The following is a 13,106-nucleotide window of genomic DNA, read 5'->3' on the forward strand; positions in this document are numbered from 1 at the left end:
GCTATTCTGATGGAAAGACAATAGAAACTGGACGGGGATGCGGCAAGGGCCGTGGAACCATTGACATTTGGCGCTTAATCCCCGTCAGGCAGGAGGCTGTGTTTTGCGAGAACTGGTTCGGACCAACGATATGGTGCTGGTGTCGGCGATCGGCGCGCTGCTCGACGGCGCCAACATCCATCATCTGGTGCTGGACCAGAACATGAGCATCATTGAGGGCTCGCTCGGCATTTTGCCGCGGCGGATCCTGGTCCACGAGGACGACGCCATCGAGGCCCGGCAGCTTCTGACCGAGGCCGGCCTCAGCCACGAACTGCGCGGCGATGAGTGAAGCCCTGACAGACCTCACCGAGGACGCCTTTCTCGGCGGGCAATTGCGGCTGAAGCAGAAGCGGTCTGGCCATCGCGCCGGGCACGACGCCATTCTGCTCGCGGCGGCGACGGAGGCGAGGGCGGGCGACCGTGTCGTCGATCTCGGCGCCGGCATCGGCACGGCGGGCCTTGCGTTGGCTCGGCGCGTCGCCGGGATCAGGCTCGGCCTGCTCGAGATCGATCCGGAGCTGGCGGAGCTTGCGCGCGCCAATGCGGCCGCGAATGCGATTGCCGCCGAGACGATCGTGCTCGACGTCACCGCGGACGCGCAGGCCTTCGCAGCCAGCGGGCTCGCGCCCGACAGCGTCGACGTCGTGCTGATGAACCCGCCCTTCAACGATCCCGCTCGCCATCGCGGTTCGCCCGATCAGGCGCGCCAGATCGCGCATGTGGCGACGGATCAGACGCTGAATGCCTGGGTGCATGCGGCGCGGCGCATCCTCCGATCGCATGGCGCGCTGACATTGATCTGGCGCGCAGATGGGATCGCGGAGGTTTTGGCGGCGCTGTCTCGCGGCTTCGGCAGTCTCGCGATTCTGCCGGTTCACGGTGAAGCCGGGCGGCCCGCGATCCGCGTGCTGGTGCGCGCAATCAAGGGCGGGAGGGCACCGGTACGATTGTTGCCGGGCCTCATGCTCAACGAGGAGTCACGCGTGCCCAAAATAGAGGTGATGGATATTCTGGAGGGAAGGGCGGTTCTACCCCTGGTGGAACCGTGCTGAGCTATCGCGGAAGCGATTCCGACTGCTGCTCTTGCGGAGTCGTCAGGCGGATCGCCATGAACAGCGCACCGATCAGCAGCATCAGCAGATAGATTTTCATGGTGTTCTCCGCTGGCCCATTGCAGCCTCTCAACGGCGTTTCTGCAAAACACGTTCCGGGCCCTTCCAATGACAGTCGCGTGATAAGAAACGGTTAATCAGAGGTAACGGCATGGCCGAAAAATTGAACGATCCTGAGAGTTCCGGCCTGGCCGACAAGCTCATGCAATATCTGCCGGCGCGCTTCCGTCCCGGCACGGCCGTGGTGCCGGTGGTGCGGCTGTCCGGTGTGATCGGCGCAGTGACGCCGCTGCGCCCGGGCATGACGCTCGCGACGGTTTCGCGGGTTCTGGAGCGGGCGTTTTCGACGCGCAACGCCAAGGCGGTGGCGCTGGTGATCAATTCGCCCGGCGGCTCGCCGGTGCAGTCGCGCCAGATCTACCTGCGCATCAAGCAGCTCGCGGCGGAGAAGAAGCTGCCGGTGCTGGTGTTCGTCGAGGACGTCGCGGCCTCCGGCGGCTACATGATCGCGTGCGCCGGCGACGAGATCATCTGCGATCCGTCCTCGATCCTCGGCTCGATCGGCGTGGTCGGCGGCAGTTTTGGTTTCCAGGAGGCGATCAAGCGGCTCGGCATCGAGCGGCGCCTCTACACCGCCGGCGCGCACAAGGCGATGCTCGATCCGTTTCTCCCTGAAAACCCCGACGACGTCGCCAAGCTCAAGGCGCTCCAGCGCGAGATCCACCAGATCTTCATCGCGCTGGTGAAGGAGAGCCGCGGCGCGCGGTTGAAGGGCTCCGACGACACCCTGTTCACGGGCGAATACTGGGCCGGCGAGAGTTCGATCGCGCTGGGGCTCGCCGACAGCATCGGCGATCTCCGCTCAACTCTTCGTGCCCGCTATGGCGAGAAGGTTCTCACCCCCGTGATTGCCCAGCCGACCGGTCTGCTCTCCGGCCTTTTGGGCCGGAAATCGCCCGGCGCGGGGCAGCTTTCCGCCATGGAATCAATGGCCAGCCTGCCGGACGACCTGATCTCGGCGGTCGAGACGCGCGCGATCTGGGCGAAATTCGGGTTTTAGACGGAGCCCCTCCGCGCCATTTGGCCCCAAGGAGACTTGAAGCCGTGCCAATTGCGGCGCGGCCCGGTCTGCGCAAGAATGCGCGTGGGGGCTGAGCATTGTGAACAAGGAACGACCGATGCCGCCGTTCGTCGCATTCGCGGGCGTCCTGGGCGGGCTTGCCGTGGTCCGCTGGGCTTACAAGACCGCCGTCAGGATCAACCAGGAGCTGGAGGAGATGCGCCTCTCGCGCGTCGCCGAGGCCGCCCATATGGGGGCCGTCCAGACGCTGAAGCAGGATCCCGTCACCGGAGCATATCGGCCGGGTTAGTTGCTGCAGACGTCATGGCCGGGCTTGTCCCGGCCATCCACGCCTTGTCTCACCGCACGAAGAACGTGGATGCCCGGGACAAGCCCGGCCATGACGGAGAACTAGGCCCGAATCCACCCCCTTCACCTTGATTCCCACCCCTGCCGTCGATACGGTCCCGCGCGATTCAACCCCCCGCGAGAGCCCGATCTGACGATGGACGCCTCCTTGCCCGCCCATATGCGCCCGGAACGCTCGTTCCAGGGCTTTATCCTCGCGCTCCAGCGGTTCTGGGCCGAGCAGGGCTGCGTGATCCTGCAGCCCTACGATATGGAGATGGGTGCGGGTACCTTCCATCCGGCGACCACGCTGCGCGCGCTCGGGCCAAAGCCCTGGAATGCGGCCTACGTGCAGCCCTCGCGGCGGCCCAAGGACGGCCGCTACGGCGAGAATCCGAACCGGCTGCAGCACTACTACCAATTCCAGGTGATCATGAAGCCGTCGCCGGCGAACCTTCAGGAGCTGTACCTGAAGTCGCTCGCCGCGATCGGCATCGATTCCGCCGTGCACGACATTCGCTTCGTCGAGGACGATTGGGAGAGCCCGACGCTGGGCGCCTGGGGCCTCGGCTGGGAGTGCTGGTGCGACGGCATGGAAGTCAGCCAGTTCACCTATTTCCAGCAGGTCGCGGGTGTCGAATGCGCGCCGGTCGCGGGCGAACTCACCTACGGGCTCGAGCGCCTCGCGATGTACGTGCAGGGCGTCGACCGGGTCTACGACCTCAACTTCAACGGCCGCGACGGCGACGCCAAGGTCACCTATGGCGATGTCTTCCTGCAGGCCGAGCGGGAATATTCGAAGCACAATTTCGAAGTGGCCGACACCGCGATGCTGTTCGAGCAGTTCAAGATGGCGGAAGCCGCCTGCCGGAAATACCTCGATGCGGGTTGGAAAGATGGCAAGCGCGAGGCGCATCTGATGTCGCTTCCGGCCTATGACCAGTGCATCAAGGCAAGCCATGTGTTCAACCTGCTCGACGCGCGCGGCGTGATCTCCGTGACGGAGCGGCAGAGCTACATTCTTCGCGTGCGCGAACTGGCAAAAGCTTGCGGCGAGGCCTGGATACATACTGAAGCGGGCGGAGCGACCTGATGCCCGATCTTTTGCTTGAACTTTTCTCGGAAGAAATCCCCGCGCGCATGCAGGCCAAGGCGGCGGACGATCTGCGCCGCATGGTCACCGACAAGCTCGTCGCCGAGGGTCTCGTCTACGAAGGCGCGAAGGCGTTCGCGACGCCGCGCCGCCTTGCGCTTACCGTGCACGGCATCCCTGCGCGCCAGCCTGACCTGAAGACCGAACGCCGCGGACCGAAGATCGGTGCGGCCGACGCGGCCGTGCAGGGTTTTCTGAAAGCGACGGGTTTGACGTCGCTGGACGAGGCCAAGATCCAGCGCGATCCGAAGGGCGACTTCTACATCGCGCTGATCGAGAAGCCCGGCCGCGACGCCATCGACGTGCTCGCGGAAATCCTCCCCGTGATCATCCGCACTTTCCCTTGGCCGAAATCGATGCGCTGGGGCGCGCGCTCCGGCAAGCCGGGCTCGCTGAGCTGGGTGCGTCCGCTGCACGCGATCACCGCGACGTTTGGGCTCGAGACCGAAGAGCCCGATGTCGTCAAATTCTCGGTGGACGGCATCGAGGCCGGCCAGACCACTTACGGTCACCGCTTCATGGCTCCTAGCGCGATTTCCGTCCGCCGCTTCGAGGACTACGAAGCGAAGCTGAAGGCCGCAAAAGTCATCCTCGATCCGCAGGCGCGCAAGGACATCATCTTTGCCGACGCCAAGGAGCTGACCTTTGCGCAAGGGTTCGAACTGGTCGAGGATCAGGTGCTGCTCGATGAGGTTTCGGGTCTCGTCGAATGGCCCGTCGTCATGATGGGATCGTTCGAAGCGGAGTATCTCGCGATCCCCGACGAGGTGATCCGCGCCACCATCCGCAACAACCAGAAGTGCTTCGTCGTCAAAGATCCCAAGACGGGCAAGCTGACCAACAAGTTCGTGCTCACCGCCAACATCGAGGCGCCTGACGGCGGCAAGACCATCGTCGCCGGCAACGAGCGTGTGATTCGTCCGCGCTTGTCGGATGCGAAATTCTTCTACGAGACGGACCTGAAGACGAAGCTGGAAGACCGGCTGCCGAAGTTCGAGCAGATCGTGTTCCACGAGAAGCTCGGCACCCAGGCTGCGCGCATCAAGCGAATCGAGCGTCTCGCCGCAGAGATCGCGCCGCTCGTCGGCGCCGATGTCGCCAAGGCGACGCGCGCCGCGCATCTGGCGAAGGCGGATTTGCTGACCGAAGTCGTCGGCGAATTCCCCGAGGTGCAGGGCCTGATGGGCAAGTACTACGCGCTGGCCCAGGGCGAGGACGCCTCCGTCGCTGCCGCCTGCGAGGAGCACTATAAGCCGCAAGGGCCTGCCGATCGCGTGCCGACCGATCCGGTCAGCGTCGCAGTCGCGCTCGCGGACAAGCTCGACACGCTTGTCGGCTTCTGGGCGATCGACGAAAAGCCGACGGGATCGAAGGATCCGTATGCGCTGCGCCGCGCGGCGCTGGGTGTGATCAGGCTGATCGGTGAGAACGCACTGCGTATGTCGATCATGAAGATGGCGGCGTCCGCACTCGCCGGCTTGTCCTTGAAGCCTGCCGATGCGCAGAAGCTTCCGAGCGACCTGCTCGCCTTCTTCGCAGACCGGCTGAAAGTGCAGCTCCGCGAGCAGGGCGCGCGGCACGATCTGGTCGACGCCGTGTTCGCGCTCGGTGGCCAGGACGACCTTCTGATGATCGTCCGCCGCGTCGAGGCGCTTGGAAAATTCCTCGAGTCCGAGGACGGCAAGAATTTGCTCGCCGGCATCAAGCGCGCCAGCAATATCCTCGGCATCGAGGAGAAGAAGGACAAGCGCGCGTTCGAGGGCGCGCCCGATGCTGCGCTCTATGGCCTCGACGAGGAGAAGGCGCTGGCCAACGCGATCGGCGAAGTGAAGGCGGAGGCAAGCGCTGCTGTCGCGAAGGAAGACTTCGCTGCCGCGATGAGTGCGATGGCCAAGCTGCGTCCGCCGGTCGATGCGTTCTTCGAGAAAGTTCGCGTCAACGACGAGGATGCGAAGGTGCGTGAGAACCGGCTAAAATTGCTCAACGAGATCCGCAGCGCCACGCGTGCGGTGGCGGATTTCTCGAAGATCCAGGATTGAGCGCGTCTTGGCGCAACTGGACCCCGTCATGCCCGGGCTTGTCCCGGGCATCCACGTCCTTCTTCGCTCGCGGAGAGGCATGGATGGCCGGGACAAGCCCGGGCCATGACGACGGAGTTGGTGGCCGCAATTGCTGTGCGCGAAGAGTGCCCACACAAAAAGCCCCGCCCGGCGGGGGGAGGACCGGGCGGGGCCTGATGTCCGACTATACTGCTCGCGTCAGCCTGATTGATGTGACGCGCCGGACACCTAGTTGATACCGGAAACGTTAGTCCATCACCTCGACGATGCGCCGCGAGCGCGGCTCAACCAGCACGGTCTCGCCGTTTACGACGGTGTAGCGATAGGTGGTGGCGCCGAAACGTTGCGGCACGTCATAATAGGTGACGCCGCTTTCAGGTAAGGTGGCACCGACCACCACGCGATCCGGGATGCGGAAAGCCGGCACACGTTGTTCGACGACATAGTCGCGGAAAGCCGGCCGCTGCTCGACCGCAATGGTCGGGCCGCTCTCGACGACGACGGGCGCGCGTCCCACGGTGACGCTGCTTTGCGCCTGCGCCGCAAGGGGCGAGCCGATCGAGGCCGCGAGCGCTGCAAGAGCAAGAATCCTGTTCCGCATGGGCAACTCCTTCGAGAAGGTTTTCGGGAAGCGCCACTGGCGCGACCGGTTGCCAATGCATGCGTCTCCGCGATGTTCCGGAAAACGCCCGCCGCATTCGCGGCATTTTCGGGCAGTTTTCGCGAAGCCGGGAACTCGCGCGCCCCCGGTGCGTCTCTACCCGCGGAACCCAGTCCGCTATGATCCCGCCGCGATTCGCCCCACCCACGGAAAGAAAATTCATGCACATCACCGTCGCCCACATCTCGCCGATCCTGTCGCTGCTTGCGGGTGTGCTCATCCTGATCATGCCGCGCCTCCTGAACCTGATCGTCGCGATTTTTCTCATCATAAATGGTGCGATCGGGCTCGGATTGTTGAAGTGGCTCCATCTCTAGGCCTTCATTCTAGGGAACTCTTCGACTTGCGCGGACCTGCCCAAAGTGGTGTAAGGCGCGCAATTACCCATTCCTCTCGCAGGTTGTGTGCAAGCTATGGCCAAAGCCGCCTCGAAAACTCCAGCGAAAATTCCAGCGAAATCAAAGTCCTCCGCCAAGGCGAAAGCCGCGCCGGCGGCCCGCAAGGCACTTGCCAAGCGCGCCCCGAAGCCCGTGGCCAAGGCCGCTGCCAAGCCGGCTGTGAAGCCTGCCGCCAAGTCGGTTTCCAAGGCTGTTGCAAAGGCAGCGACGAAGCCGGTTGCGCCGAAGGTCGCCGCGAAGCCGGTACCGAGCAAGACTGCTTCAACCAAGGCTGCGCCTGTTGCGGCCAAGGCCGGCAAGTGGGTGTTCACCTTTGGGGACGGCAAGGCCGAGGGCAAAGCGGAGATGCGCGATTTGCTCGGCGGCAAGGGCGCCAACCTCGCCGAGATGGCCAATCTCGGCCTGCCGGTGCCTCCGGGCTTCACCATCCCGACCTCGGTCTGCACCTATTTCTACGCGCATGACAAATCCTACCCGAAGGAATTGAAGTCGCAGGTTGAGAAGGCGCTCGATCATGTCGGCAAGTTGACCGGCAAGATCTTCGGCGATTCCAGGAATCCGCTGCTCGTTTCCGTGCGCTCCGGCGGCCGCGCCTCGATGCCGGGCATGATGGACACGGTGCTCAATCTCGGCCTCAACGACGAGACGGTGGAAGCGCTGTCGGAACTGTCGGGCGATCGCCGCTTCGCCTATGACAGCTATCGCCGCTTCATCACCATGTATTCGGACGTGGTGCTCGGCTTCGAGCATCATCATTTCGAGGAAATCCTCGATACCTTCAAGGACAGCCAGGGCTACACGCTCGACACGGATCTCACCGCCGACGACTGGGTCGATCTGGTCGGCAAGTACAAGGACGCGGTCGCGCGCGAAACGGGCAAGGATTTTCCGCAGGACCCGCACGACCAACTCTGGGGCGCGATCGGCGCGGTGTTTTCATCCTGGATGAACGCCCGCGCGGTGACCTACCGCAGGCTGCACGACATTCCGGAATCCTGGGGCACCGCGGTCAACGTGCAGGCCATGGTGTTCGGCAACATGGGCGAGACCTCGGCGACCGGCGTTGCCTTCACGCGCAATCCCTCGACCGGCGAGAGCAAGCTCTACGGCGAGTTCCTGATCAACGCGCAAGGGGAGGACGTGGTGGCGGGCATCCGCACACCGCAGGACATCACCGAGGAAGCGCGCAAGGACTCGGGCTCCGACAAGGCATCGATGGAATCGGCGATGCCGGAAGCCTTCAGGGAGCTGACGCGGATCTACACGCTGCTCGAGAAGCACTACCGCGACATGCAGGACATGGAGTTCACGGTCGAGCAGGGCAAGCTCTGGATGCTGCAGACCCGCGGCGGCAAGCGTACTGCCAAGGCGGCGCTGCGCATCGCGGTCGAGCTCGCCAATGAAGGCCTGATCACCAAGAAGGAAGCAGTGACGCGGATCGACCCCGCCTCGCTCGACCAGCTGCTGCATCCGACCATCGACCCCAACGCCAAGCGCGACGTGATTGCGACCGGCCTGCCGGCCTCGCCGGGTGCGGCCTCCGGCGAGATCGTGTTCTCCTCGGACGAAGCGGCCAAGCTTCAGGCCGACGGACGCAAGGTGATTCTGGTCCGGATCGAGACCAGCCCCGAAGACATCCACGGCATGCACGCCGCCGAAGGCATCTTGACCACCCGCGGCGGCATGACCTCGCATGCTGCGGTCGTCGCGCGCGGCATGGGCAAGCCCTGCGTCTCCGGCTGCGGCACCATCCGCGTCGATTACGGCCGCGGCACCATGAGCATCGGCTCACGCACCTTCAAGACCGGCGACGTCATCACCATCGACGGCTCGCTCGGCCAGGTGCTCGCCGGCCGCATGCCGATGATCGAGCCCGAGCTGTCCGGCGAGTTCGGCACGCTGATGAAATGGGCCGACCAGGTCCGCAAGATCGGCGTGCGCGTCAACGCCGACACGCCGGAGGACGCGCACACTGCGATCAAGTTCGGCGCGGAAGGCATCGGCCTCTGCCGTACCGAGCACATGTTCTTCGAGGAGACGCGCATCCGCACGGTGCGCGAGATGATCCTCTCCGAGGACGAGCAGTCGCGCCGCGCTGCGCTGGCAAAACTGCTGCCGATGCAGCGCGCCGACTTCGTCGAGTTGTTCGAGATCATGAAGGGCCTGCCCGTCACGATCCGCTTGCTTGATCCGCCGCTGCACGAGTTCCTGCCGCACACCCATGCCGAGGTCGAGGAAGTGGCGCGCGCCATGAACACCGACCCGCGGCGCCTGGCCGACCGCGCGCGGGAGCTGTCGGAGTTCAATCCGATGCTCGGCTTCCGCGGCTGCCGTATCGCGATAGCCTATCCCGAGATCGCCGAGATGCAGGCACGTGCGATCTTCGAAGCGGCGGTCGAGGCCGAGAAGCGCACCGGCAAGGCCGTCGGCCTCGAGGTGATGGTGCCGCTGATCGCCACCAAGATGGAGCTCGACCTCGTCAAGGCGCGCATCGATTCCACCGCGAAGGCGGTGATGCGCGACACCAACACCAAGCTGACCTATCAGGTCGGCACAATGATCGAGCTGCCGCGCGCCTGCCTGCTCGCGGCCGAGATCGCGGAGAGCGCCGAGTTCTTCTCATTCGGTACCAACGACCTCACGCAGACGACGTACGGCATCAGCCGTGACGATGCCGCAAGCTTCCTCGGCACCTACGTGTCCAAGGGCATCCTGCCGATCGATCCCTTTGTCGCGCTCGACCAGGAAGGCGTCGGCGAGCTCGTCAAGATCGGCGTCGCACGCGGTCGCAAGACGCGCCCCTCGCTCAAGGTCGGCATCTGCGGCGAGCACGGCGGCGATCCCGCCTCCGTCGCCTTCTGTCACGCGATCGGCCTCGACTACGTCTCCTGCTCGCCCTACCGCGTCCCGATCGCCCGCCTCGCCGCCGCGCAAGCCGCGCTCGGCAAGGCGATCGCGAGCCAAGCGTAAGGTAAGCGGCGAGTTGAATGTTGAGAGCGAAAGAGGCGGGGCCAAAACCCCGCCTCTTTCTTTTGAGGCGACGTTCTTGCCACACATTCAGTGTCATCGCCCGCGTAAGCGGGCGATCCAGTATTCCAGAGGCGGTGACGTGATAGGGAAGGAGCCGCGGCGTACTATGCCCCGCCTTCGCGGGGCATGGCGGCTATGGTCGAAGTGGCGATGGAACCGCGCGCATCCCGTAATGACACGTGCGCGCAAGAGTTCCTTCACCATTCGCGTTGACCAGTTGTTTACCCCTTCGCGTGAGGGCGCATTTACCAAGGCGCATCATCGCCCCGTGAGAACACCTGCGATTGCTTGCGTGTGCCGCATGCGCAACGCCGATTAACGCCCCAGCAACCTAAATTAGATACTCACGATAAAGATCGAATTGCACGGATGTACTGCGGCTCGATTTTTCTAGCGTAAGCGTAGCGTGAGCGTATCGATGTTTTTGTTGCGTACCCATCCGAAGGGCGCGCGGTTCGCGTCCTTCGGCATCGGTCTCTGCATCTTCGCATTGATGCCGAGAGAGACCGGCTATCAGGACATTGCCTCGCTGTTGGCGCGCCAACCCGGGGTCGCGGAGCGTTGGCAGAAGCAGGTATTCTCTGCTGCGTCCTCCATACAACTGGCCACTTACAGTTTTTCCCGGCCGATCGGCACTTCGGCTCCGCAGAGCGCGATGGTTCGTCTCGCGAGCCTCGACAGCCGCGACGTCACCGGCGCGATCAGCCGCAATCCGGCGCTGCAGGCGCCGCCCCGCTACCAGGCCGCCGATTTTCCCAAGGTCGATCGCTCGATGAAGGGTGATCGCCTCGCAACGGTCACGCCGACGCAGGCTCCCGAAGCGGGCGCGCCGACGGCAGTGCCGACGCAGGAGGATCCCGCGACGTCGAACAGCTCGGTGTTCGGCGCCAAGACCGTCGCGCTGCCGCAGGCGATGTCGCCGGAATCCGCGGCCGCGCTGGATCCCGAACTCGCGGAGGCGCTGCGTGCGCCGCCGCTGCCGCAATACACCAATGCGCCACAAGCCAGCGACGCTGCGCGCTCGCTCGCGCTCCAGCCGCTCGAAGCGCTGAAGCAGGCCACCATTCCGGCTGCACCGCCGCGCGATCCGTTCCGGGTCAAGACCTCGAGCCTGTTCTTCGGCAGTTCCTCGCTCGGAGGCAACGTCGAGAGCATCGAGAGCTGGCAACCCGGTGCGGAGCCGCTGATCGTGATGCCCGACCCCGACATGAAGGTGACGGCGTCGCTATCGCCGCCGTCGGAGGATATTGCGAAGGATATCGAAAGCGGCGAGAGCGTCGCGCCGAAGGGTGAGGTCAACGTCGACAATCAGCGCGCCAGATCGCCGGCGGAACGGCTCGCGCTCGACGACAAGTCGCGCGCGAAGTCCGAAAAATGCCTCGCGGAGGCCGTCTATTTCGAGTCCCGCGGCGAGGCCGTGCGCGGTCAGATGGCGGTTGCGCAGGTGGTGATGAATCGCGTGTTCTCCGGCAAATACCCGGACACCGTGTGCGGCGCCGTCTATCAGAACAAGCACCGCCATCTCGCTTGCCAGTTCACCTTTGCCTGCGACAACAATGCCGACGTGATCCGCGAGCCCGAGATGTGGGACCGTGCGAAAAAGATCTCGAAGGCCATGCTCGACGGCCAGATCTGGCTGCCCGAGGTCGGCAAGTCCACGCACTACCACGCCTATTGGGTGCGCCCGTCCTGGGTCGCCGAGATGAAGAAGATGTACAAGACCGGCGTCCACACCTTCTATCGCCCACGCGCCTGGGGCGATGGCAGCGAAGAGCCGAGCTGGGGCACCCCGGCGCAGACCGCCGCGCTCTCCGCCGAGCTCACTCAGCAAGCCAAGAGCTCCGCCGAGATGGGCGCGACCGAGCGGCGGTAGCGCCTCACGCCTCGATATCCAGCGCGCAGTCGAAATTTGGCGCCGAATGCGTCAGCGCGCCGGATGAGGCGTAGTCGACGCCGGTCGCAGCGATGGCTGGGATCGAGTCCAGGGTGACACCGCCGGATGCCTCCAGCTTGAGGCGTCCCTCGTTGAGCCTGACGGCTTCGCGCAGCGTCGCAATATCCATGTTGTCGAGCAGCACGGCGTCGGCAAGGCCGGTGTCGAGCACCTCGCGCAACTGCGGAAGCGTGTCGACCTCGATCTCGATCTTGACGAGATGGCCGGCCTGGGCGCGGGCGCGCTCCAGCACGGGACGGATGCCGCCGGCGACCGCGATGTGGTTGTCCTTGATCAGGATCGCGTCGTCGAGCCCGAAGCGGTGATTGAAGCCGCCGCCGCAGCGTACCGCGTATTTCTCCAAGGCGCGCAGCCCGGGCGTGGTCTTTCGCGTGCAGCAGATTCTCATCCGGGTGCCCTCGGTGCGCGCGACATAGTCCGCCGTGAGCGTCGCAACGCCCGACAGGCGGCCGACGAAATTCAGCGCGGTCCGCTCCGCCGTGAGGATGGCGCGTGCCGGCCCCGAGATCGTCAGCACCTGCTGCCCGCGGGCGACGCGCGCGGCGTCGCGAACATGTGCGCGTATCTCGATGTCGGGCGAAAGCTTTTGCAAGGTGGCGAGCGCCAGTGGCAAGCCGGCGATCACGCCGGACTGCCGCGCGACCAGGATTGCTTGCGCCTTCGTTGCTTCGGGGATCGTCGCAAGTGAGGTGATGTCGCCGGCGCGGCCGAGATCCTCATCGAGCGCGCGCAGCACGGCCTCGTCGATCGCGAGCGGGGAGAGGAAGGCGTCGGGATAAAGCAGAGAATTCGGGGTGATCATGGCAGACTCCGTCAGGCGGTCATCGGTTGCGCCGTGCGCGGTGTCGGGCGTTCGCTCAGGCTGTCCGCGATCTCGCGCACTGCTGCGAGCGTCGTCATCGTGCGTTGCGCGAGGGGGGGCACGTCCGCGGCATGGTCGGAGCGGAAGTGCGCGCCGCGGCTCTCGCGCCGGTTCCAGGCTGACGCCACCACGAGCAGGGCTGCCGTTGCCATGTTGCGGACCGCGATGCTCGTGGCCTCGCGTTCGAGCGCGGAGAAGCTGCGAACCGCGTCCGCAAGCCCGTCACCATTGCGGATCACGCCGACATGCGTGCTCATCAGCATCCGCAGCCGCTTCACGGCCGCAGCATCCGGCGCGCCGTCCCCCGGCGTCGGCACGTCCGCAAGACGTGCGGGCGAGGGAGTGGTGCGGCCGGCGATGTCGTCGGCGATGCGCGCGGCGTAGACCACGGCCTCCAACAGCGAATTCGACGCAAGCCGGTTCGCG

11 protein-coding genes and 1 pseudogene are annotated in these 13,106 nt (G+C 65.0%); 9 read left to right on the forward strand and 3 right to left on the reverse strand.

What is annotated here, in order from left to right; all coding sequences use genetic code 11:
- The first annotated feature begins 103 nt into the window (after window positions 1-103).
- The 6 genes from IVB36_RS13665 to glyS all read left to right on the forward strand — a co-directional run bounded on the left by IVB36_RS13665 (window position 104) and on the right by glyS (window position 5,754).
- Window positions 104-331 carry a DUF2007 domain-containing protein gene (locus IVB36_RS13665; RefSeq protein ID WP_007607161.1) on the forward strand — a complete coding sequence of 76 codons (228 nt, stop codon included), beginning with the start codon at window positions 104-106 and terminating at the stop codon, window positions 329-331.
- The gene (locus IVB36_RS13670) at window positions 324-1,094 is read left to right on the forward strand and encodes a methyltransferase (protein WP_247372698.1); all 771 of its coding nucleotides are present in this window, start codon (window positions 324-326) and stop codon (window positions 1,092-1,094) included. The genes IVB36_RS13665 and IVB36_RS13670 overlap by 8 nt, the downstream gene beginning before the upstream one ends.
- 211 nt (window positions 1,095-1,305) lie before the next feature.
- Complete coding sequence (locus IVB36_RS13675; RefSeq protein WP_247372701.1) at window positions 1,306-2,214, forward strand: S49 family peptidase; 909 nt, start codon at window positions 1,306-1,308, stop codon at window positions 2,212-2,214.
- 118 nt (window positions 2,215-2,332) lie between these two features.
- Window positions 2,333-2,524 carry a hypothetical protein gene (locus IVB36_RS13680; protein WP_085352613.1) on the forward strand — a complete coding sequence of 64 codons (192 nt, stop codon included), beginning with the start codon at window positions 2,333-2,335 and terminating at the stop codon, window positions 2,522-2,524.
- 195 nt (window positions 2,525-2,719) lie between these two features.
- Complete coding sequence (locus IVB36_RS13685; RefSeq protein ID WP_204513855.1) at window positions 2,720-3,655, forward strand: glycine--tRNA ligase subunit alpha; 936 nt, start codon at window positions 2,720-2,722, stop codon at window positions 3,653-3,655.
- A complete protein-coding gene (gene glyS / locus IVB36_RS13690; RefSeq protein ID WP_204513856.1) occupies window positions 3,655-5,754 on the forward strand; it encodes a glycine--tRNA ligase subunit beta in 2,100 nt (699 codons plus the stop codon). The genes IVB36_RS13685 and glyS overlap by 1 nt, the downstream gene beginning before the upstream one ends.
- A gap of 268 nt (window positions 5,755-6,022) precedes the next feature.
- On the opposite strand, the gene IVB36_RS13695 is transcribed toward glyS, so the two are convergent.
- Entirely contained in the window at window positions 6,023-6,376 is a 354-nt protein-coding gene (locus IVB36_RS13695) for a DUF1236 domain-containing protein (RefSeq protein WP_018454893.1), read from the reverse strand.
- A 221-nt stretch (window positions 6,377-6,597) separates the two neighbouring features.
- Here IVB36_RS13695 and IVB36_RS13700 point away from each other — a divergent pair, with 221 nt between their 5' ends.
- The 3 genes from IVB36_RS13700 to IVB36_RS13710 all read left to right on the forward strand — a co-directional run bounded on the left by IVB36_RS13700 (window position 6,598) and on the right by IVB36_RS13710 (window position 11,737).
- The gene (locus IVB36_RS13700; protein ID WP_007594951.1) at window positions 6,598-6,753 is read left to right on the forward strand and encodes a DUF3096 domain-containing protein; all 156 of its coding nucleotides are present in this window, start codon (window positions 6,598-6,600) and stop codon (window positions 6,751-6,753) included.
- A 96-nt stretch (window positions 6,754-6,849) separates the two neighbouring features.
- Complete coding sequence (gene ppdK, locus IVB36_RS13705) at window positions 6,850-9,804, forward strand: pyruvate, phosphate dikinase (protein WP_247372703.1); 2,955 nt, start codon at window positions 6,850-6,852, stop codon at window positions 9,802-9,804.
- Between the two features lie 478 nt (window positions 9,805-10,282).
- Window positions 10,283-11,737, forward strand: a complete 1,455-nt coding sequence (locus IVB36_RS13710) for a cell wall hydrolase (RefSeq protein ID WP_247391676.1) — start codon at window positions 10,283-10,285, stop codon at window positions 11,735-11,737.
- 4 nt (window positions 11,738-11,741) lie between these two features.
- Here IVB36_RS13710 and nadC read toward each other — a convergent pair whose 3' ends face one another.
- Entirely contained in the window at window positions 11,742-12,620 is an 879-nt protein-coding gene (gene nadC, locus IVB36_RS13715) for a carboxylating nicotinate-nucleotide diphosphorylase (protein ID WP_247391679.1), read from the reverse strand.
- 11 nt (window positions 12,621-12,631) lie between these two features.
- Window positions 12,632-13,106 (reverse strand): annotated as a pseudogene (locus IVB36_RS13720) (L-aspartate oxidase); the annotation flags it as partial.

Origin of the sequence: Bradyrhizobium sp. 35 (genome assembly GCF_023073215.1) — a bacterium.
Classification (GTDB): domain Bacteria; phylum Pseudomonadota; class Alphaproteobacteria; order Rhizobiales; family Xanthobacteraceae; genus Bradyrhizobium; species Bradyrhizobium canariense_D.

Bases quoted from the DNA above. Each gene is read 5' to 3' on its own strand.
- IVB36_RS13670 (WP_247372698.1), top strand. From the start codon at position 324: ATGAGTGAAGCCCTGACAGACCTCACCGAGGACGCCTTTCTCGGCGGG.
- IVB36_RS13680 (WP_085352613.1), top strand. From the start codon at position 2,333: ATGCCGCCGTTCGTCGCATTCGCGGGCGTCCTGGGCGGGCTTGCCGTG.
- IVB36_RS13700 (WP_007594951.1), top strand. From the start codon at position 6,598: ATGCACATCACCGTCGCCCACATCTCGCCGATCCTGTCGCTGCTTGCG.
- IVB36_RS13710 (WP_247391676.1), top strand. From the start codon at position 10,283: ATGTTTTTGTTGCGTACCCATCCGAAGGGCGCGCGGTTCGCGTCCTTC.
- IVB36_RS13685 (WP_204513855.1), top strand. From the start codon at position 2,720: ATGGACGCCTCCTTGCCCGCCCATATGCGCCCGGAACGCTCGTTCCAG.
- glyS (WP_204513856.1), top strand. From the start codon at position 3,655: ATGCCCGATCTTTTGCTTGAACTTTTCTCGGAAGAAATCCCCGCGCGC.
- nadC (WP_247391679.1), bottom strand. From the start codon at position 12,620: ATGATCACCCCGAATTCTCTGCTTTATCCCGACGCCTTCCTCTCCCCG.
- IVB36_RS13675 (WP_247372701.1), top strand. From the start codon at position 1,306: ATGGCCGAAAAATTGAACGATCCTGAGAGTTCCGGCCTGGCCGACAAG.
- ppdK (WP_247372703.1), top strand. From the start codon at position 6,850: ATGGCCAAAGCCGCCTCGAAAACTCCAGCGAAAATTCCAGCGAAATCA.
- IVB36_RS13695 (WP_018454893.1), bottom strand. From the start codon at position 6,376: ATGCGGAACAGGATTCTTGCTCTTGCAGCGCTCGCGGCCTCGATCGGC.